Genomic DNA, 20,948 nt, shown 5'->3' with positions numbered 1-20,948 from the left:
GTCAGCTTCATTGACTGGTTTTGCACCGCAAAATCTCGCTGCATTGCGGCGAGATTTTCTGTTTGGTCACGGTTGTTCGTGTGGCTCTTGGCGTCGAGCAGCGCGGCCCCGCAAGGTTGTGAGTGGCAGCTAGTGGTCGATTAAGTATCTGTATTAATTTATTTACAGAAGTTCTTCAGGCGTTTGGTAAGCCGGTTTCCTGGCCCTCGGAAGTGTTGATTGGTTCGATGGTGAGGTAGGTGAAAGTTAATTTTGCAACCGGTTGCAGTGTGGCGAATCTTGTGCTCTATTCGAGTCGAAGCAGCAGAGAATCTGCGCTTTGTGGTGCGTTGCCCTCGGCATGCCCACGAACAGACCTGGGAGGTTACACATGAAAAAGTTTAGCAAGAACGTAACGCTTGCGATGACCGTTGCCGCAGCTGCGCTGGTCTCCGCATCTGCAGCATCCGCAGAAGGTGAGCGCTACGTTCTCGTCAGCCACGCCCCCGATAGCGATAGCTGGTGGAACACGATCAAAAACGGCATCGCGCTCGCCGGTGAGCAGATGGACGTTGAGGTTGAGTATCGCAACCCGCCGACCGGCGATCTTGCAGACATGGCACGGATCATCGAGCAGGCAGCCGCCTCCGGCCCCGATGGCATCATCACCACGCTGTCCGATTATGATGTTCTGTCCGGCCCGATCCAGGCCGCCGTCGACCAGGGCATCGACGTGATCATCATGAACTCTGGCACGCCAGAGCAGGCGCGCGAAGTTGGTGCCCTGATGTATGTCGGTCAGCCGGAATATGATGCGGGCTATGCGGCTGGTCTGCGCGCAGCAGGCGATGGCGTTGGCTCCTTCCTCTGCGTGAACCACTACATCTCCTCCCCGTCCTCGACCGAGCGTTGCCAGGGCTTCGCAGATGGTCTGGGCATCGATCTGGGTGATCAGATGATCGATTCCGGTCAGGATCCGGCAGAGATCAAAAACCGTGTTCTTGCCTATCTCAATGCGAACCCGGACACGGACGCCATTCTGACGCTTGGCCCGACCTCTGCTGATCCGACCCTTCTCGCGCTTGATGAAAACGGCATGGCAGGCGACATCTATTTCGGCACGTTCGATCTGGGTGAGCAGATTGTCGAGGGTATCAAGGCGGGCACGATCCAGTGGGGCATTGACCAGCAGCCGTTCCTGCAGGCCTACCTGCCGGTTGTCGTTCTCACGAACTATCACCGCTATGGCGTTCTGCCCGGCAATAACATCAACTCCGGTCCGGGCTTCGTCACCGCTGACGGTCTGACTCTCGTTGAAGAGTTTGCGGGCGAGTACCGCTAAGCCTTAGGCTTGTTCCAAAAAGGACAGGGGCTTTGATTGGCCCCTGTCCTGCCGTTCCGTACCGACAACGGGACCTTTATTCCTAAAAGAATCGCGAGTTGAACCATGTCGACGTCGACGCCATCCGCAGCCGGTGATGAGCGGATCAAAGAACGCTCCCGCCTGCGCAACGCATTGGTCCGCCCTGAGCTGGGCGGGATTTGCGGAACCGTTCTTGTCTTTACCTTCTTTCTTCTCACTGCTGCGGATAGCGGCATGTTCAGCCCGACCGGCTTTCTGAACTGGGGCACAGTCTCTGCGCAGTTCGCGATCATTGCGGTTGGGGCCTGCCTGCTGATGATTGCCGGTGAGTTCGATCTTTCCGTCGGATCCATGATCGGCTTCGCGGGCATGTCGATTGCCATTCTCGGCGTGACGTTTGGATTGCCCATCTGGCTCGCCATCGTCATAACCTTCGTGCTTTGTACGCTGATCGGCGGTTTGAGCGGTTATATCGTCGTCAAAACCGGTCTTCCCAGTTTCATTGTGACTCTCGCTTTCCTGTTTATCCTGCGCGGCTTCACAATTTTCCTGCCGCAGCTGATCGAGCGCAAAACCATCATCGGCGGAATTTCGGATGCGGCAGAGGGGGATTGGCTCGCACCTCTGTTCGGCGGCAAAGTTCTGAACGGTTTGTTTGTCTGGTTGGGTGATGCGGGGTTGATCGAGACGTTCAGCCGCGGTTCCCGGCAGGGTCAACCTGTGGTCGACGGCGTGCCAATGCTGGTGATCTGGGCACTCCTGCTGATCATCTTCGGACATATTCTGTTGACGCGGACACGGTTCGGAAACTGGATCTTTGCCGCGGGCGGCGATGCCGAGGCTGCGCGCAATTCTGGTGTGCCGGTTGATCGGGTCAAAATCCTGATGTTCATGTTTACGGCTTTCTGCGCCACCGTCTTTGCCACCTGTCAGGTGATGGAATTCGGCTCTGCCGGCGCGGATCGGGGGCTTCTGAAAGAGTTCGAGGCGATTATTGCGGTCGTGATCGGGGGCGCGTTGCTGACCGGGGGATATGGCTCTGTCATTGGCGCTGCTCTTGGAGCCTTGATCTTTGGCGTGGTGCAGCAGGGCCTGTTTTTTGCGGGGGTCGAAAGCTCCCTCTTCCGGGTCTTCCTGGGTGTGATCCTGCTGATGGCTGTGATCCTCAACACCTATATCCGCCGCCTCATCACCGGGGAGAAGTAAGATGTCTCAACCGATTATTCAGATGAAGAGTATCGAGAAGCACTTTGGCGCCGTAATCGCCTTGGCCGGAGTTTCCGTCGATATCTATCCGGGGGAATGTCATTGTCTGCTGGGCGACAACGGGGCTGGTAAATCTACATTCATCAAGACCATGTCCGGCGTGCACAAACCGACCAAGGGCGAGATCCTGTTTGAAGGCCAGCCGATGAATTTCGCCGTGCCAAGGGATGCGATGAATGCCGGGATTGCGACAGTGCACCAGCACCTCGCCATGATCCCGCTGATGAGCGTCAGCCGCAACTTCTTCATGGGTAACGAGCCGGTGAAAAAGATCGCGGGTATCCCGTTCTTTGACCATGAATATGCCAATGAAGTCACAATGGCAGAGATGCGGAAAATGGGGATCAACCTGCGTGGTCCCGATCAGGCGGTCGGCACCCTTTCAGGCGGCGAACGTCAGACGGTTGCGATTGCCCGTGCGGTGCATTTCGGCGCGAAGGTTCTGATCCTGGATGAGCCGACCTCCGCCCTTGGCGTGCGCCAGACGTCGAACGTTCTCGCCACGATCGATAAGGTGCGCAAGCAGGGCATCGCGGTCGTATTCATTACCCACAATGTTCGCCACGCGCTGGCCGTGGGCGACCGTTTCACCGTTCTCAATCGCGGCTCAACTTACGGAACCGCGACACGCGGGGACGTGACGCCCGAGGAGTTGCAGGATCTGATGGCTGGCGGGCAAGAGCTCGCCACGTTGGAAGGATCCCTTGGCGGCACAGTCTAGGTCGCGGGGCATTCTATTGGTTTTGGGGCGCGGGACATATCTTCCGCGCCCCAAGTGTTTTTGAGAAGAAAGTGTCGCAGCTCCAAATTTGTTTGCATAGGTATGCACAGCTGCTCTAGCATGGTGCGAAACCGGGCCGAGTCCCGTTGGAGGATCCCATGACAGAGACACAATCCGCCGCGCCCCGCATTGTTCGCTACGGTGAGTTGGTGCCATGCAAGACTGCATTTATCGACGCCCACACGCCCGGGTCGGACCAGAAAGAGAACTTTACGATCATTGGTGGCGGTGTGTCAGAAAGCCCGGATCAGCATGTCCATATTCGTGACACGCCCGGCTTCAACATCGGCGCGGCCGGTCAGCCGCCGAAATGTCGTAATTCGCTCCATTCGCACCGCACAGCCGAAGTGTTCTTTGTCCTGAAAGGACGCTGGCGCTTTTTCTGGGGCCGCTGGGGCGATGCGGGAGAGGTCGTGCTCGAAGAAGGTGATATCTTCAATATTCCAACGGGGATCTTCCGTGGGTTCGAGAATATCGGCACAGATTACGGGATGATCATGGCCATCCTTGGTGGCGACGATGCCGGAGGTGGCGTGATCTGGGCGCCGCAGGTCATCGAAGATGCGCAAGCGCATGGGCTCGTCTTGGGTGAGAATGGCTCGCTCTATGACACAAAGAAGGGGGCTATTTTGCCAGATGGCATCGGCCCGATGCCAGTGCTGAGTGATGACGAACTGCGCGCATTCCCCGAACCCACGACGCTGGACGTCGTACCGCATTACGTTGCGCGCTACTGGGACCTTATGGCGCTCAGCGACAAACAACCGGCGAGCGTGATCGGCGCGGATGCTTTGTTGCGCGATAAGCCGGGTTTTGATGTGGATTTCCTGTCCCGCAGCTCTGCGCCTGCCGGGCAGTACACCGTTGATCAGAACGAGGTGCTGATGCCGATGCGGGGCCATTGGAAAGTCACCTGGGATGGCGGCCACGATGTTCTGAATCCCGGCGATACCTGCCTGTTCCCCGCTGGCGTCGCTCATTCGGTGGAGCCGTCTATGACGGGCGAGGCGAGCCTCTACCGGGTCCGCTCGAACGATGATCCGGCAGGACCGACGCTTGCGCGCTAAGTCAGTAATTTAGAGGCCCAGTCGAACTGGGCCTCTGTCTCTACCGCACAGGGCCGCACGGTTCTGATGCGCGCAAGTGCGGCAAGAGGCTCTTCCCCACGTTCGATCAAAAGGCGCAGGGCGAACATGCCAGAGCGGCCACATCCGCCGCGGCAATGGCACAGGACACGTCCTCCTGCATCAAGCACGGAATGTGCCTTTGCTGAAACGTCATTGCTCCAGAGCGCTTCCACATCAACACCGGGTGCGCCGAAGTCGCGTATCGGCAAGTGCTCCCACGTGATCTTGTGCTCCGAGAGTGCTCCAGCGAGTGGTGCTCGCATCTCTGCCGTTGTGGTCATGGTTAGAACAAGGGTTGCGCCCCACTTTGCGATCGTGCCGACATCCGCAGCACCCGGCAGGGCAGAAATGCCGATTGCGCCGGGGCTTGCTGCGATGGTGTGGATTTGAAATTGCATATTCGATCCCTGTGTTCAGACAATTGAGGGCGCAGTTTTAAACTCACATCCGGTCACCCACCTTGCTTTGGTGGACGAAATGTTATCAGCAAGGCGGCACCGGTGATCAGAGCGATGCCAAGCCAGCCCAGCCCTGACGGCAGTGTCGCGAACAAGATCAGGTCAAAACCGAGCGCCCAGATCAGTCCTGTAAAGTCGAACGGGGCAAGCGTGCTGACAGGTGCCCGTGCGGTCGCTTCATTTGATATGATATGCCCGACGCCGCCCAGCAGGCCTGCAAGGGTGAGCCATGTAAAGCTCGTAAGGCTCAACGGCTGCCAGCCAAAAGGAAGCGTCACTAGGCCCGACGCCGCGGCGACGATTGCGAAGTAGAAGGCGATGGTTGAACTGCCTTCCGTAACGGTCATGCGTTTTGTGTGGACGCGGACAAATGCCATGGTGAAGGCATAGGCCAAGCCCGCCGCCACTCCGATCGCCGCGCCATCGCCGGGCAGGGCGAGCGCCTGCCACAACATCGCCAGGACACCGCCAAAGCCAAGAGCAGCCGCCAAGATGACGGTCAGGGTCAGGCGCTCCCCCAAGAGGAGTGCGGCGAGCGGCAGGGCAAGCACTGGCGCGAGGTACGCCAGCGCCTGCGCATTCGCGACGGGAAGATAGGCAAGGGAAAGGAATGACAAAGCCATTGAGATCGCCCCCAACGCCCCGCGCGTGATGTGCAGTCGTGGGTGGGCGGTGCGCAAACTCTCGTTGCGCCACAGCATGTAGATCAGGATGGGTGGAAGGGCCAGCAGGGCCCGCCAGAACATGATTTGCCCAACCGGCAGTCTATCGGCGACCGCATGGATCGCCGCCGACATGGCCGTGATCAGGAATGCGGCCAACAGGCGCAGACCGATGCCCGAAAGGTGGGTGGAGCGCGCCTCCCTCAACGTATGGGAGGCGCCTTTACTCATGTGGACGACAGGGTTCGGCGCACAGCGTCCAGCCAGCCTGCATATTTCGCGTCCGCGTCTGCTTTGGCCATCTTAGGCGCGAATTGCCGCTCTTGCTGCCAACCTTTCGCGAATTCATCTGGCCGACCGGCGATACCCGACTGCATTGCAGCTAGATAAGCAGCACCGAGTGCGGTCGTTTCGCGCACAACCGGGCGGTCCACAGGGGCCTGAAGCTGATCGGCAAGGGCTTGCATCGTCCAGTCACTCGCCGTCATGCCACCATCGACGCGCAGGACTGTCTGGCCGGTGGCTGCTCCATCCTTCTTCATCGCTTCAAACAGGTCGCGTGTCTGATAGGCCACGGATTCGAGCGTTGCCTTGGCAATCTCTGCCGGGCCAGTGTTGCGCGTCATGCCATAGAGCGCGCCGCGGGCTTCCGCATCCCAGTAGGGCGCACCAAGTCCTACGAATGCCGGAACTAGATATACGTTTTGATGTGGGTCAGCCTCATCGGCCAGATTGCCCGTCTGACCAGCGCTTTCGATCATTTTCATCCCGTCGCGCAGCCATTGCACCGCTGCACCCGCAACGAAGATCGAGCCCTCCACGGCATAGGTCGGCTTGCCGCCGATTTGATACCCGATGGTGGTCAGCAGCCGGTTTTGCGAGCGTACCGCTGTGTCGCCGGTGTTGAGCAAAGCAAAGCAGCCCGTGCCGTAGGTGGATTTGAGCATCCCCGGCTCGAAACAGGCCTGCCCCACCGTGGCGGCCTGCTGGTCACCCGCCACGCCACGGATCGGGACCGGTGCACCGATGGTCTCGCCTGTGGTCATGCCGAACTCGGCCGCGCTGTCGAGCACCTCGGGCATGATCGCTTCAGGGATGTTCCACATGGCCAGCATCTCAGCGTCCCAACGGCCCTCATGGATGTTGTAGAGCATGGTGCGGGCGGCGTTCGTGGCGTCCGTGACGTGACGCGCGCCGCCTGTGAGCTTCCAGATCAGCCAGGTGTCGATGGTTCCGAAGGCGAGCTTGCCTGCCTCCGCATCGGCGCGCGCGCCCTCGACGTGATCGAGCAGCCAAGACAGCTTGGACGAGGAAAAGTAGGGATCGAGCAACAGGCCAGTTCGCTCAGTCACGGTGGCCTCGTGCCCTTCCTCTTTCAGCCGGGCAGTGGTCTCTGCCGTGCGGCGATCCTGCCAGACGATGGCCTTATGTACAGGTGCGCCGGTTTCGCGGTTCCACAGCACAACGGTTTCCCGCTGGTTCGTAATTCCGATCGCGGCAATATGGCTGGCGGTCAGATCCGCATCCGTCAGCGCCGTTTTCACCGCACGCTGGGTGGTCGCCCAGATCTCATCCGCATCATGCTCGACCCAACCCGATTGCGGAAAATGCTGGGTGAACTCGTACTGTCCGGTCGCGACGGGTGATAATTTGTCATCGAAGACAATCGCCCTGCTAGACGTCGTTCCTTGATCTAGGGCGAGGATGTGCTGTCCGCTTTTCATGATTTGCCTCCTTTGAAGAGGACGTTCTGGGCGTCCTTCTCTTTTCTGAAATCACCGCGTTTTTCTGCGGCAAGGGCGCGGCCTGCAATGACACCCGGACGGGCGCCCACCGCTTCAAGCCAGCGCTTCATGTTTGGTTTGTCTTCGAGGGTTTGCTGCTGCCCCTCCCACAACGAGGCCCATCCCCAGATCGACATATCCGCGATTGAGAAAAAATCGCCTGCTACGAACTCGCGATCTGCAAGCCGTCGGTCCAGCACGCCATAGAGCCTGGCTGTCTCGCTGCGGTAGCGATCCTTCGCGTAGGCCAGGTCATTTGGCGGATCCATTGCGGGGGCATATTTAAGGAAGTGATGCGCCTGTCCGGCCATCGGGCCCAGTCCGCCCATCTGCCACATCAGCCATTGATCGACTTCGATCCGTTCACGCTGGGTGCTGCCACAGAATGTCCCGGTCTTGCGGGCCAGATATTGCAGGATCGCCCCACTTTCGAAGATCGAAATCGGTGCGCCATCTGGCCCATCAGGATCAATGATCGCAGGCATCCGATTGTTCGGTGCAATCTTGAGGAAGTCAGGTTTGAACTGATCCCCTGCACCGATATTCACCAGATTGAGATTGTAGGGCAGACCCATCTCTTCGAGCGCAATGGACACCTTCCAGCCATTTGGCGTCGGCCAGAAAAAGAGTTCTATTGCAGCGCTCATAATGTCCCTCCCGACATGATTGCAGGTAATTTGCCCTATGGGTCAGCAGTTGCAAGCCCCTGCCGTGGACTTGACCCTTGCACATTTGCGTTAGGGCACAATCGGCGCATTGACCGCTGGGACGCAGGGGCCTATCAGTCACGCCGTGGCGATTTGTAGAACCGGATTGCGGGCCACGTAAAACAAGCCGCTAAAGAGGTCGGACCCCGCGCGGGGCCGATCATTCGCGCTAGGGGAAAAGGATATCCCATGACTGACTGGAACACGCGCACCAAACTGGTGCATTCGGGGGCTCGCCGTTCGCAATATGGCGAGGTGGCTGAGGCGATCTATCTGACCCAGGGCTTTGTCTACCCTTCGGCCGAGGCCGCTGAGGCGCGCTTCATCGAGCTGGGCGACGATGAATTCATCTATGCCCGCTACGGAAATCCGACCGTCGCCGCGTTTGAGGATCGGATTGCAGCGCTCGAAGGGGCAGAGGCCGCTTTCGCGACCGCCAGCGGGATGGCTGCGGTGAACGGGGCTCTGTTCTCGATGCTGAAGGCGGGCGATCATGTCGTCAGTTCCAAAGCGCTGTTCGGCTCCTGCCTGCATATTGTTGAGAACCTGCTCCCCCGGTTTGGTGTCGAGGTCACCTTTGTGGACGGGACCGATCTTGATCAATGGCGTGCGGCTGTCCGCGATGATACGACGCTGGTATTCTTTGAGACCATGTCCAATCCGGTGCTAGAGGTCATTGACGTTGCTGCGGTGGCCGAGATTGCCCATGCGAAAGGTGCTCTGGTTGTCGCCGACAATGTGTTCGCGACGCCGGTCTTCATGCGCGCCTTTGATCTTGGTGTTGATGTCGTCATCTATTCTGCAACCAAGCATATTGACGGGCAGGGCCGCTGTCTGGGGGGCGTGGTTCTGGGGACCGAAGACTATATTCGCGGCACCCTAGAACCCTATCTGAAGCATACTGGCGGCGCGCTATCGCCTTTCAATGCATGGGTGATGCTCAACGGTCTCACAACGCTCGACTTGCGGGTGCGCGCGCAGGCCGCAACGGCGGCTAAGGTTGCAGATGCCCTGGCTGAACATGATGCGGTTGCGCAAGTTCTCTATCCCGGACGGACCGATCACCCTCAACATGAGGTAAGCGCCCGACAGATGGAGACCGGCGGCACGATGCTGGCGGTTCAGCTCGCGGGCAAGGAGGAGGCGTTCCGGTTCCTGAATGCGGCGAAGGTCGGTGTGATTTCCAACAATCTTGGCGATGCGCGCACGATCCTGACGCACCCATCCACCACAACCCACCAACGCCTGACCGAGGATCAGCGTCTGGCCCTTGGCATTACGCCAGGGACTGTCCGCATTTCTATCGGCCTAGAAGATGCAGATGACCTGATCAGTGACCTTTCTCAGGCGCTGAGTGCCGTCTGATTTGAGCGGGGGCAGATTGTCGCGGTATTGGAGCGCTTGTTTCCCGATGCTGTGCAAATGGCGCTAATCACGCAGTATTGAGCGTTATTTGATGCAGTTTTTTCCGCCGCTTGGTGGTAATTACGCAAATACGGAACACCTGATCCAAAGCGAAAAGGCTATCGTAAGCACACTACACAAGACTGGCACGGGGCCAGTCGTCTCAGGAGAGACCACATGAACGCCCATGATCCCGAATTCAACACGGAACGCGATGACGCCCCGGTGGCCCGTCCAACGCGCGAGCAGGCTGAAGAGGCCGTGCGCACGCTGCTTCGATGGGCGGGCGATGATCCCGAGCGGGAGGGCCTTCTCGACACACCCAAGCGGGTGACAAAGGCCTATGGCGACTGGTTCCGCGGTTATGACGAGGATCCGGTTGAAATGCTCCAACGCACCTTCGAGGAGGTTGAGGGCTATGACGAAATGGTTGTGCTGCGCGATATCCGGTTTGAGAGCTACTGCGAGCATCACATGGCTCCGATCATCGGCAAGGCCCATGTCGGCTACATCCCCAATGGGCGCGTTGTCGGCATTTCGAAGCTGGCCCGCGTTGTCGACGCCTTCGCAAAGCGTTTGCAGGTGCAGGAAAAGATGAATGCGCAGGTGGCGCAGGTGCTGATGGAAACGCTCCAGCCGCATGGTGTCGCCGTGGTTCTGGAAGGCGAGCATCACTGCATGTCGACCCGCGGCGTTCACAAGCCGGGCGTTTCTATGGTGACGTCGACAATGCTTGGCGCATTCCGCGATGATCCCGCGACACGCAAAGAATTCCTGTCCGTCATTGGCAACCCGACCAACCGGATGAGTTGAGCTGAGCACACCTGTAGTCGAGTGTTTGCAAGACCCATGAACGCCGCACGGTTTTTGTGCGGCGTTTCTACTTTTTTCGCACGAACTCTCGCTGGATCTGCGGTTGCAGCCCTCGCTTGACACTGGACGCAGGGGGGGCGAAGGCTCGGACCCATGATTTCCTTGCGTCCCATTGGCTATGTCGTTGGCCTGTTGATCCTCGCGCTGGGCGTGGCCATGCTGCTCCCCTTCATGGTGGATTGGTGGCATGGCGATCCGGCTGCAGATAGTTTTGCAATCTCGGCCTTTGTGACCGTTCTGATGGGCGTTGGTTTGGTCCTGACCTGTCAGGACAGCCGGACGCGCGGGCTTAGCATCCAGCAAACCTTTCTTTTGACGGTCGCATGTTGGCTTACGCTTCCGATCTTTGGTGCGATCCCGATGTGGATCGGCCCGAATCCGGTCAGCTATACCGACGCGTTCTTTGAGGCGATGAGTGGGCTGACCACGACAGGTTCCACCATCTACGCCGATCTCGACCCGCTCTCTGACGGCATTCACCTGTGGCGCGCGATGATGCAATGGCTGGGGGGCGTTGGGATCATTGTGTTCGCGCTCGCTTTCCTGCCGATGTTGAAAGTCGGTGGCATGCAGATCTTCAGGTCCGAGGCTTTCGATACATTCGGAAAGATCCTGCCCCGCGCCGCAGAGATCGCGGGCTCGATCTTCTGGATCTACCTGTCGCTCACAATCGTTTGTGCTTTGACCTATGGCTGGGCGGGGATGGGCCTGTTTGAGGCCATCACCCATGCTATGACCACAGTCAGCACGGGTGGCTTTTCTTCGGAAAATGCCTCCTTCGGCGCATTCGAGGGGGGCGCTGAATACATCGCCGTTGTCTTCATGATCCTCGCGAGCCTGCCTTTCGCGCGGTATGTTCAGCTGGTGGCCGGCACGGCTCAGCCGCTCTTTCGCGACACGCAGATACATGCGTTCCTGGGCCTGCTGACCGGGGCCGTGGCCCTGTTGGCGCTGTGGCAGATCTTTGAAAATGGACAAGCAAGCGAGCCTGCATTCCGCAAGGCCTTGTTCAATGCGACGTCCATCATGACTGGCACAGGCTATGCCAGCGACGATTATTGGCTTTGGGGCGCATTCCCTGTCACAATCATCTTCCTGATCGGCCTGATTGGGGGATGCGCGGGATCCACGTGTTGTTCGGTGAAGGTGTTCCGGTTCCAGTTGCTCGTGGCGGCGGTCGGCTCGCAAGTGCGCCGTCTGCATTCACCCTCAGGCATCTTTCCGCCACGATATGAAGGGCGGCCGGTCAGTGAGGATGTGATGTCCTCGGTCATGGCCTTTTTCGTCATGTTCATCCTGACGCTCGGCGCGATTGCCATCATTCTTGGACTAATGGGGCTTGATACGGTCACCGCAGTTTCGGGTGCCGCAACGGCAATCGCAAATATCGGCCCCGGTCTTGGCCCTGAAATCGGACCTGCGGGCAATTTCAGTGGGTTGCCAGATCAGGCAAAATGGGTTCTGGCCTTTGCCATGTTGATTGGACGACTCGAGTTGATGAGCGTCTATGTCCTGTTCACCGTCGCTTTCTGGAGAGGCTGATGCAAAGACCCCTTGGCGTTCAGATCGCCCACGCGCTGAAGGCGCGCGGCATCACCGATGTGTTTGGCATCCCCGGCGTTCATAATATTGAGCTGTATCGCGGTCTGCATCAGGCTGGTCTGCGTCACGTCCTTGCGCGGCACGAGCAGGGCGCGGGCTTCATGGCCGATGGATATGCGCGCGCCAGCGGCAAGCCCGGTGTTGCCTTTGTGATCTCCGGCCCGGGCCTGACGAACATCATGACACCAATGGGACAGGCCTATTCCGACAGCGTGCCGATGATCGTGATCTCGATTGTGCTCCCCAGTGCCGAGAAGGGACGTGGGCTGGGCCGCTTGCACGAGTTGCGCGATCAGGAAGGGGCTGCGCGCGCCGTTTGCGCCTGGTCGCAAACCGCCGATACGCCGGAACGCATGTGGCAATTGCTTGACCGCGCCTTTGCAATGTTTGCGGCGGGCCGACCCCGCCCGGTTCATATTCAGGTGCCGCTCGATGTCATCGGGGCGCCCGCAGATCCGGCCCCGACCCCGCGTGCGCTGCCGCGACGCCCGATGGCACAGCCCGGACAGATCTCCGATGTGGCCGAGATGTTGAGCGCGGCAAAGCGCCCGGTTCTGGTGATCGGGGGCGGATGCCGTGATGCGGTGGCCCCTCTGACCGAGCTTGTGGAAAAGGCCCGCGTCCCTTTCTTCCCGACCTATGCTGCGCGGGGTCTGCTGGGCGAGGATCATCCGCTCTCGTTAGGCGCGACGCTTGCGCGGCCCGGCAGCAAAGAGGTTTTTGCGACTGCCGATCTGGTGCTGGCGATTGGCACGGAGTTGGCGGAGACGGATCTTTGGCGCGACACATTGGGCCATGATTGCCCTCTGATCCGTGTCGATATAGACCCGACACGTTTTGACGATTTACACAGCGTCGCGCTGCCCATCGTCTCGGATGCTGCGGCCTTTGCCAATGCGTTGATTGGTAAGCTGAAATCGCCATTCTCGCGCTGGTCGCATTCTGAAGTGACACAAACGCGCGAATGGCTCGTCTCAACTGCCTTGGCAGAGCGCCCAGGCCCGGCGCGGATCATTCCGGCACTTGTGGAGGCGCTGCCCTCCAATGTGATGGTGCTGTCGGATATGACGCAGCTTGCCTACCTCGCCAAAGAGGTTGTGGGCCTGCGCAAGGGCGGGCGTTGGTTTCATCCGGTCGGCTATGGCACGCTGGGCTATGGTCTGCCTGCCGCGATCGGGGCGAAGGTCGCGATGCCCGATCGTCCGGTGCTCGCGATAGTTGGCGATAGCGGGCTGCAATACACCATTCAGGAACTGGGTACGCTCGCCGAGCGCAAGCTGCCTTTGGCTGTTCTGCTCTGGGACAACGGCAAACTGGCCGAGATTGAGGAATGCATGATCGAGGCGCAGATCGCGCCCAATAATGTGATCGCAAAGAACCCCAAATTCGGGCTTCTGGCGCGGGCCTATGGCATTGATTTCAAGCAGCCTGATACTTTGGCTGAATTGCCCGGAACGATTTCAGAGGCATTGCGGGCCAATGGTCCGACGCTGATCCGCGTGACGCCCGAGATTGGGGACTAAGCAGGGCTGAGGGTTGTCGGTCAGCCGTTCTCTTTACCCGATGACCGCACCGCTCAGAACAACTCACCCGCGCAACAGGAACTGTTGCGCCGCGCCGTTCCGCCCCCACGGGGCGGCGCGACTGCGCCACCCCTCTGAACGGCGCTATTCGAATTGATCGTATCGGGCTCATGTCCATGCGCACTTCCCGGCCTTGAGCCGGACCGCTTTCAGCAGGCAGGGACCCCGGATCAGGTCCGGGGCGTTCTCCTTTCCTATCGCACTCTCTCTCCCAGCGGAGGGCGAGACGGCCTTGGGCGGTCCGGGGTGCGTCCCGCCCACATACCCTGACGCATTGACCCTGCGCCGGGCTATGGCATAAGGGCGGCGATTTCATGCGGAGACTTGCCATGGCCGATCGCCCCCGTTCCTTTCAGGAGATCATCCTGCGCCTACAGTCCTATTGGGCGGGCAAGGGCTGTGCGATCATGCAGCCCTACGACATGGAGGTCGGCGCGGGGACGTTCCATCCTGCAACGACCTTGCGCAGCCTCGGCTCCAACGCTTGGGCCGCGGCCTATGTGCAGCCGTCCCGCCGTCCAACCGATGGGCGTTATGGGGAAAACCCCAACCGGCTCCAGCATTACTACCAGTATCAGGTGCTCATCAAACCGAGCCCGCCGAATTTGCAGGAGCTCTATCTGGGCAGCTTGCGCGCCATCGGCATCGACATGGACCTGCACGACATCCGCTTTGTCGAGGATGATTGGGAGAGCCCGACGCTGGGCGCCTGGGGCCTCGGATGGGAGGTCTGGTGCGACGGGATGGAGGTCTCCCAGTTCACCTATTTCCAGCAGGTCGGCGGCCATGATTGCAAGCCGGTCTCGGGTGAGTTGACCTACGGGTTGGAGCGTCTGGCGATGTATATCCTCGGCGTTGATCACGTCATGGACATGCCGTTCAACGACCCCGACGCGCCGATTGCGCTCAGCTATGGTGACGTTTTCCGGCAGACCGAGCAGGAATATTCCCGCTGGAATTTCGACGTCGCCGACACCGCGACCCTGCTAGACCATTTCGTGGAGGCGGAGGCGGAATGCGCCCGCATTCTCGCCGCTCCGCATGAGGACCCGAAGACCGGCAAGCGCATCGTCATGGCGCACCCCGCCTATGACCAGTGCATCAAGGCCAGCCACATCTTCAACCTGCTCGACGCGCGCGGCGTGATCTCCGTGACCGAGCGGCAGGCCTATATCGGCCGCGTCCGCGCACTCGCCAAGCAATGTGCCGATGCGTTCGTGCAGACCGAGGCGGGGGGGTATGCGGCGTGAACCTCACGTCTGGCATACCGGTGCTGCGGGTCAGTGACTATCCGCGGGCGAAGGCGTTCTACGTGGACGTTCTGGGGTTTTCGGTGATGGAGGAGGCGGGTGATCCGGTCGTCGGCTTTGGCATCTTCCGCCATGGGCCAGCACGCGTCTTCCTAGAAGCATGGCAAGGGGCCGAGGCACCCTATGACCGCTGGCGCGCCTATTTCCACACGACGGATATTGGCGAAGTGGCCGGGCGCTTGCGCGCCGCGGGCACATCCTTCAGCGGGCCGACGGCCACCGAATACGGCATGACCGAGATTGAAGTCGCGGACCCGGATGGAAACGTTCTCTGTTTCGGAGTGGACACATGAACGGCAAGCTCTTCATGTCGCTTTTCGTGGGCTTCGCGCTGATCTTTGGTGTGGCGCTTTGGTATTTTCAGGTCTACGCCTTCTATGAGGAGACGGAGGCCGACAGCGTGATGGCCGGTGGTGTCGAGATCCCCGTGACGGACTGGCGCGGCATTGATGCGGATACCTCTCCGAACAAGCTGCGCGCGTGCTTCACCGTCGACCCGGCTGACTTCACCGATCTGCCGCCCGCTCCGAACCCTGACCCTCTGGTCGCGCCCGGTTGGTTTGACTGTTTCGAGGCAGAGCAGATTGCCAGCGACCTCGAAGCGGGTCTCGCCACCGCCTACCTTGCAGGCGACGAGACGCCCGAGGGCGCGTTTGAGTACGAAATTCTGAGATTCATCGCCGTCTACCCCGATGGCCGCGCCTATCTGTGGCGCCACTACAGGGAAAGCTGATGCCTGACCTTCTGATTGAGCTGTTCTCCGAAGAGATCCCCGCCCGCATGCAGGCGAAGGCCGCAGATGATCTGCGCCGTCTGATGACCGATGGCATGGTGGAGGCTGGGCTGACCTATGCCGGGGCCGCTGCCTTCGCGACGCCGCGCCGCCTGACCCTCGCCGTTGAAGATCTGTTGGCCGAAAGCCCAACCCTGCGGGAAGAGCGTAAGGGCCCCCGCGTCGATGCGCCGGAAACGGCGCTGGAGGGTTTCTTACGCTCCACCGGGTTGACCAAAGACCAGCTTGAGGTGCGCGACGACAAGAAAGGTCAGGTCTATTTTGCCGTGGTCGAGAAGGCCGGGCGCCCCGCCGCTGACATCGTGGCGGAGGTGCTGGAAAAGACGGTTCGCAATTTCCCTTGGCCGAAGTCCATGCGCTGGGGCGCGGGCAGCCTGCGCTGGGTGCGTCCGCTGCATTCGATCCTCGCCATCCTCTCGACGGAGGAAGGCGCGCAGGTCGTGCCGCTCGACGTGGACGGGATCGTGTCGGGGGACACGACGGAAGGGCACCGCTTCCTCTCGCCGGGCCGCTTCGCCGTCACCGGGTTCGAGGATTACGCCGCCAAGCTCAAGCGCGCCCATGTGGTGTTGGATGCTGCCGAGCGGGCGGACATGATCTGGGCCGAGGCGACGAATATGGCCTTCGCCCAAGGGCTTGAAGTGGTCGAGGATAAGGGCCTGTTGGCTGAGGTTGCGGGCCTCGTCGAATGGCCGGTGCCGCTGATGGGCGCGATTGGCGAAGATTTTCTGGAGCTACCGCCCGAGGTGCTCCAGACCTCCATGAAAGAGCATCAGAAGTTCTTTTCCGTCCGCGATCCGGGCACGGGCAAGATCGTGAAATATGTGACGGTCGCCAACCGAACGACTGCGGACGATGGTGCGACGATCCTGGCGGGCAACGGCAAGGTGCTCGCGGCCCGTCTGGCGGACGCGAAGTTCTTCTGGGAGAATGACCTGCGCACGGTGGAGCGTGTGGGGCTGGAGGGCATGGCCGAACCGCTCGCCAACGTCACCTTCCACAACAAGCTGGGCACGCAGGCGGAGCGGATCGAGCGCATCGCGGCACTTGCCCGCGAAATCGCGCCGCTGGTTGGCGCGGATGCCGATCTGGCCGAGCAGGCGGCGAAGGTTGCCAAGGCCGACCTCCCCTCCGAGATGGTCTATGAATTCCCCGAATTGCAGGGCCTGATGGGCCGCTACTATGCCGAGGCCGCCGGGCTGGACCAGAGCATCGCGAACGCCTGCGAAGCGCACTACTCGCCGCTCGGGCCGTCGGACGACGTGCCGACCGAGCCGGTAAGCGTGGCCGTGGCGCTGGCCGACAAGCTCGACACGCTGACGGGCTTCTGGGCGATTGATGAGAAGCCGACGGGTTCGAAGGATCCGTTTGCGCTGCGGCGTGCGGCGCTTGGGATTATTCGGTTGGTGTTGGAGAATGGGGTTCGTTTACCCCTGCCGCCTATGGTGAAGAAAGCAGATATTCTGGTTTGTATGAACCCCGATGGGATCAGTGGACCTGGACCAGAGAAATACATCCCTACACTTCTCTCCTTCTTCGCGGACCGCCTCAAGGTTCACCTCCGCTCGGAGGGCATCCGGCATGATGTGATCGACGCGGCTCTGCCGGAGGAGTGGGATGGCGACATCCTGCTGCTCGTCAACCGGGTGCGGGCGCTGCAGGCCTTCCTCGATACCGAGGACGGGGCGAACCTGACCGCCGCCTATACCCGCGCCTCCAACATCGTGCGGGCGGAAGAGGGCAAGGATGGTGTGGAATACACGCTCGATCCGAACCCTGACTTGGCGGAGAACGCCAGCGAGACCGCGCTCTTCGCCGTCCTTGACGCGGTGGAGCCGAAGCTGGCGGCCGCTCTGGGTGCAGAGAAATTCGAGGATGCGATGACTGCGTTGGCTGGGTTGCGCGAGCCTCTGGATGCGTTCTTTGAAGAGACGCTCATCAACTCTGACAACCAGATCGTGCGCCGCAACCGCCTGTGCCTGCTCAACCGCATCAAAGCGCTCTTCGCCCGCATCGCCGATTTCGGGAAGATTGAGGGGTGAAACAGGGCCGAGGACGCCCCAGTGGGGCGTCTGCCTGTTTCACGCGCAAACAAGCCTGTTTGCGCCGGACCAATCGTGAAAAGAAACGCTCCAGTGGAGCGTTTCCCGAAATCACGCGGGACCGTCCCAAGGTCCCGCCGGCAAGGGCCGAGGACGCTCCAGTGGGGCGTCCGCCGGATTCACGCGCAAACAAGCCTGCTTGTGCACGGTCTTGGCGATGCCCCCGTTTCTGGCAACGCCCCACAAGGCACCGCTTCTCCAAAAACGCCCGCGCAACAGGCACTGTTGCGCCGCGCCGTTCCGCCCGGTCAAACCGGAGGTGTGCCTGCGGCAAAACGCGGCGCGATTGCGCCACCCCTCGGAACGGCGGTTCTGCATCGTATGGCGTATCTCGGTTTCGGTTTAGACGAGTGGCATAGCGCGGCCCCGGATCGGGTCCGGGGCATGGTCCGCCCCATGTGCCTCCGCCTTGCAACCGCTTTTAAGCGTAACCGTGCAATCCAGCACTTTCCCGCAGTGCAGCATGCCCCTAATGTAACGTCATGATGACAGCCGATTTCATCCGCATTCATGACGTGATCGACCCGGACGCCGCGACTTACGGCGCGCGGGGCGTGCGGCTGGCGCGGATGGCCGCACTCGGTCTGCCGGTGCCACGCGGTCTGCTGCTTGCGCGCAGCTTTTGCGACAAGATCGCGCGGGACGGGGCCGCAGCCCATTTTGCCACCGAACTTGACGACATTCTGGCGGGTCTGGGCGATGAGGTCCTGCTCAGCCTGCGCGCAGCACCTGAAAAGGGCGAGTGGGGTGGGCCAGAGGCGCTGCTGAATATCGGCATCACGAATGAACGACTGCCCGCCTTGATTGAGCGGGTGGGCGAGGCCGGGGCCTACACGCTCTATTTCCGTCTGATCGAGGGGTATGGCGCGGCCGTCGAAGGGCTCGACCCCGATGATTTCGAGACGTTGGTGGCCGATCAGGTCAAATACCATGCCGTGAAATCCGAGGGCGATCTGCCGCTTGAGGCGCACAAGACGCTCGTGGAAGAGGCCCTGGCGCTATACGCCGATGAGGCGGGCGATCCCTTTCCACAAAGTCAGCGTGAGCAGCTGATCCACGCGATGGACGCGTTGGTGCGCAGCTGGAACGGTGTGTCTGCCCGCATCCTCCGGCAAAGCTATGGCGCGCCTGAGGATGCCGGTCTCGCCCTGATCGTCCAGCGCATGGCGCTCGGTGTCGGGCAGGGGGTCTGCGGCGCCGGTCTGGCCCATATGGTAGATGAGCGCAGCGGTGCCCCGGGCCTGAGCGGTCGCTTCCTGCCGCAGGCTCAGGGATATGACGCTTTGATGGGGTTGCGCACGCCTCATCTGATCACTGCAGCAGCGCGGGAGAGTGCACGCCAGTCTGGCCTGTCACTTGAGGAGTTGCTGCCCGACGCGCCCCGCGCGCTTGAGGCGCATTACGCCACCATTTCGCACGGTCTGGGTGATGCTTACGGTGTGGAGTTTACCGTTGAGAATGGCGCACTCTGGGTGCTCGATGCGGTGTTGTCGCCGCGCTCTGCCCGCGCGACGGTCCGCATTGCGACAGACCTTGTCCGCATCGGCGCGATCACGCGGGAGCAGGCGCTGTTGCGGGTTGAGCCGCGTGCCTTGATCGAAAATCTGCACCGTCAGATCGATCCGTCCGCGCCACGCGATGTCTGCGGCCACGGGCTGCCCGCATCGCCCGGCGCCGCGACCGGCCGTGTGACCTTCTCGCCAGAGGAGGCCATTCAGCTCGACGCGCAGGGCGAGGCCGCGATCCTCGTGCGAATTGAAACCTCGCCAGAGGATATTCGCGGCATGCATTCGGCCAGCGGCGTTTTGACCGTGCGTGGCGGCATGACCAGCCACGCAGCCGTTATCGCACGTGGCCTTGGCCTGCCTTGCGTTGTCGGAGCAGGCGATCTGCGGCTTGATCAGAAAGCTCGTGCGATCGTGACACAGGATGGGCGCAGCTTTTCTGAAGGTGCGATCATTACGGTCGATGGCACGCGGGGCGAAGTGCTCGCCGGTGCGCCTGACATGATTGCGCCGGAACTGGATGGTGCGTTCGAACTGCTGATGAGCTGGGCAGATCAAGTGCGAGAGATTGGTGTGCGGGCGAACGCTGATACGCCGCAGGATGCGCGCGTGGCCCGTGGGTTCGCGGTGGATGGGATCGGCCTTTGCCGTACCGAACATATGTTCTTTCACGAGGATCGGATCAACACGATGCGTGAGATGATCCTTGCAGACACCGTTGGGGATCGTCGCTCGGCTCTGGACCGGCTCCTACCCATGCAGCGGGACGATTTTGTTGAGCTGTTTTCGATCATGCGCGGATTGCCTGTCACGATCCGCCTGCTCGATCCTCCGCTCCATGAATTCCTGCCGCATGGGCGCGATGAGATGCATGATCTCGCAGAGGCGATGGACGTGCCCGTCACCACGATTATCGAGCGGGCCAAGTCGTTGAGTGAGTTCAATCCGATGCTGGGCAAGCGCGGCGTCAGGCTGGGCATTACCATGCCCGAAATCTACGACATGCAGGCCCGCGCGATTTTCGAGGCGGCTGCCATCGTCAACACCCGCAACCTAGAGCAGGTGGAGCCGGAAATCATGATCCCACTGGTCTCTGCCGCGCGGGAGGTTGATGTGGTCAAGGCCCGCGTTGATGAGATTGCGGCACAGGTCATGGCAGAGCGGGAGGTGCGGCTGACCTACCGTCTTGGCATTATGGTCGAGACACCACGGGCCGCCTTGCGGGCGCGTGATCTGGCCGAGGGTTCTCACTTCTTCTCATTCGGCACCAATGACCTTACGCAGATGACTTATGGTCTCAGCCGCGATGATGCTGGCCGGTTCATGCGCGACTATGTGAATCAGGGGGTCTTCGCCGAGGATCCGTTCCACTCGCTCGACGTCGAAGGGGTGGGGGAGCTTTTGCTGATCGCCGCCCGGCGCGGACGTCAGATCAATCCTGATCTCATGCTGGGCCTGTGCGGCGAACATGGTGGGGACCCCAACTCGATCCATTTCTGTAAGTTGGCCGGCTTCGATTATGTTTCCTGCTCACCCTACCGCGCACCGATTGCGCGCCTTGCTGCGGCGCAGGCCACGCTGTTAAGCCGCGAACATACTGATTTGCCACAAGATGATGGGGCCTGACGGCAGTTTTCCACAGAATCAGC

The 20,948-nt window shown here is 60.7% G+C and carries 17 protein-coding genes and 1 riboswitch; of the genes, 13 read left to right on the top strand and 4 right to left on the bottom strand.

Features of this window, described 5'->3' with window-relative positions; genetic code table 11:
- The first annotated feature begins 370 nt into the window (after nucleotides 1-370).
- The 4 genes from POI8812_RS11185 (at nucleotide 371) to POI8812_RS11170 (ending at nucleotide 4,456) form a co-directional block, all read left to right on the top strand.
- A complete protein-coding gene (locus tag POI8812_RS11185; protein ID WP_108782686.1) occupies nucleotides 371-1,321 on the top strand; it encodes a sugar ABC transporter substrate-binding protein in 951 nt (316 codons plus the stop codon).
- Between the two features lie 105 nt (nucleotides 1,322-1,426).
- Nucleotides 1,427-2,548 carry an ABC transporter permease gene (locus POI8812_RS11180; RefSeq protein WP_108782685.1) on the top strand — a complete coding sequence of 374 codons (1,122 nt, stop codon included), beginning with the start codon at nucleotides 1,427-1,429 and terminating at the stop codon, nucleotides 2,546-2,548.
- A 1-nt stretch (nucleotide 2,549) separates the two neighbouring features.
- Complete coding sequence (locus tag POI8812_RS11175; RefSeq protein WP_108782684.1) at nucleotides 2,550-3,329, top strand: ATP-binding cassette domain-containing protein; 780 nt, start codon at nucleotides 2,550-2,552, stop codon at nucleotides 3,327-3,329.
- Nucleotides 3,330-3,487: 158 nt separating this feature from the next.
- Nucleotides 3,488-4,456: a cupin domain-containing protein gene (locus POI8812_RS11170; protein WP_108782683.1), complete on the top strand. Its 969-nt coding sequence runs from the start codon at nucleotides 3,488-3,490 to the stop codon at nucleotides 4,454-4,456.
- Here the strand turns inward: POI8812_RS11170 and POI8812_RS11165 are convergent.
- From POI8812_RS11165 to POI8812_RS11150, 4 genes are read right to left on the bottom strand one after another with little or no spacing between them, the layout of a single operon-like run.
- Nucleotides 4,453-4,914: a protein-tyrosine phosphatase family protein gene (locus tag POI8812_RS11165; RefSeq protein WP_108782682.1), complete on the bottom strand. Its 462-nt coding sequence runs from the start codon at nucleotides 4,912-4,914 to the stop codon at nucleotides 4,453-4,455. The two genes, POI8812_RS11170 and POI8812_RS11165, sit on opposite strands and share 4 nt — an antisense overlap.
- A 53-nt stretch (nucleotides 4,915-4,967) precedes the next feature.
- A complete protein-coding gene (locus tag POI8812_RS11160; RefSeq protein WP_108782681.1) occupies nucleotides 4,968-5,867 on the bottom strand; it encodes a DMT family transporter in 900 nt (299 codons plus the stop codon).
- A complete protein-coding gene (gene glpK / locus POI8812_RS11155; RefSeq protein WP_108782680.1) occupies nucleotides 5,864-7,360 on the bottom strand; it encodes a glycerol kinase GlpK in 1,497 nt (498 codons plus the stop codon). Before glpK ends, POI8812_RS11160 begins: the two co-directional genes overlap by 4 nt.
- Complete coding sequence (locus tag POI8812_RS11150) at nucleotides 7,357-8,067, bottom strand: glutathione S-transferase N-terminal domain-containing protein (protein ID WP_108782679.1); 711 nt, start codon at nucleotides 8,065-8,067, stop codon at nucleotides 7,357-7,359. Before POI8812_RS11150 ends, glpK begins: the two co-directional genes overlap by 4 nt.
- Nucleotides 8,068-8,202: 135 nt before the next feature.
- A riboswitch (SAM riboswitch) is annotated at nucleotides 8,203-8,282 on the top strand.
- Nucleotides 8,283-8,316: 34 nt separating this feature from the next.
- On the opposite strand from POI8812_RS11150, the gene metZ reads away from it, so the two are divergent.
- From metZ to ppdK, 9 genes are all read left to right on the top strand, one after another.
- Entirely contained in the window at nucleotides 8,317-9,492 is a 1,176-nt protein-coding gene (metZ, locus tag POI8812_RS11145; protein WP_108782678.1) for an O-succinylhomoserine sulfhydrylase, read from the top strand.
- Nucleotides 9,493-9,708: 216 nt separating this feature from the next.
- Nucleotides 9,709-10,344 carry a GTP cyclohydrolase I FolE gene (folE, locus tag POI8812_RS11140; RefSeq protein WP_108782677.1) on the top strand — a complete coding sequence of 212 codons (636 nt, stop codon included), beginning with the start codon at nucleotides 9,709-9,711 and terminating at the stop codon, nucleotides 10,342-10,344.
- Between the two features lie 153 nt (nucleotides 10,345-10,497).
- The gene (locus POI8812_RS11135; protein WP_108782676.1) at nucleotides 10,498-11,946 is read left to right on the top strand and encodes a TrkH family potassium uptake protein; all 1,449 of its coding nucleotides are present in this window, start codon (nucleotides 10,498-10,500) and stop codon (nucleotides 11,944-11,946) included.
- A complete protein-coding gene (locus POI8812_RS11130) occupies nucleotides 11,946-13,529 on the top strand; it encodes a 5-guanidino-2-oxopentanoate decarboxylase (RefSeq protein WP_108782675.1) in 1,584 nt (527 codons plus the stop codon). The genes POI8812_RS11135 and POI8812_RS11130 overlap by 1 nt, the downstream gene beginning before the upstream one ends.
- Nucleotides 13,530-13,918: 389 nt before the next feature.
- Nucleotides 13,919-14,839: a glycine--tRNA ligase subunit alpha gene (locus tag POI8812_RS11125; RefSeq protein ID WP_108782674.1), complete on the top strand. Its 921-nt coding sequence runs from the start codon at nucleotides 13,919-13,921 to the stop codon at nucleotides 14,837-14,839.
- Nucleotides 14,836-15,192, top strand: coding sequence for a VOC family protein (locus tag POI8812_RS11120; RefSeq protein WP_162844897.1), 357 nt, complete (start codon nucleotides 14,836-14,838; stop codon nucleotides 15,190-15,192). Before POI8812_RS11125 ends, POI8812_RS11120 begins: the two co-directional genes overlap by 4 nt.
- Nucleotides 15,189-15,632 carry a DUF6446 family protein gene (locus POI8812_RS11115; protein ID WP_108782672.1) on the top strand — a complete coding sequence of 148 codons (444 nt, stop codon included), beginning with the start codon at nucleotides 15,189-15,191 and terminating at the stop codon, nucleotides 15,630-15,632. Before POI8812_RS11120 ends, POI8812_RS11115 begins: the two co-directional genes overlap by 4 nt.
- Nucleotides 15,632-17,734, top strand: a complete 2,103-nt coding sequence (gene glyS, locus POI8812_RS11110) for a glycine--tRNA ligase subunit beta (RefSeq protein ID WP_108782671.1) — start codon at nucleotides 15,632-15,634, stop codon at nucleotides 17,732-17,734. Before POI8812_RS11115 ends, glyS begins: the two co-directional genes overlap by 1 nt.
- Nucleotides 17,735-18,276: 542 nt before the next feature.
- On the top strand, nucleotides 18,277-20,925 hold the full coding sequence (gene ppdK / locus POI8812_RS11105; RefSeq protein ID WP_108782670.1) for a pyruvate, phosphate dikinase: 2,649 nt from the start codon (nucleotides 18,277-18,279) through the stop codon (nucleotides 20,923-20,925).
- The last annotated feature ends 23 nt before the right edge of the window (nucleotides 20,926-20,948 follow it).

Source organism: Pontivivens insulae, assembly GCF_900302495.1.
Taxonomy (GTDB): Bacteria; Pseudomonadota; Alphaproteobacteria; order Rhodobacterales; family Rhodobacteraceae; genus Pontivivens; species Pontivivens insulae.
The sequence above is the reverse complement of the archived record's forward strand: the minus strand, read 5'-3'. Positions and strand labels throughout refer to the sequence as shown.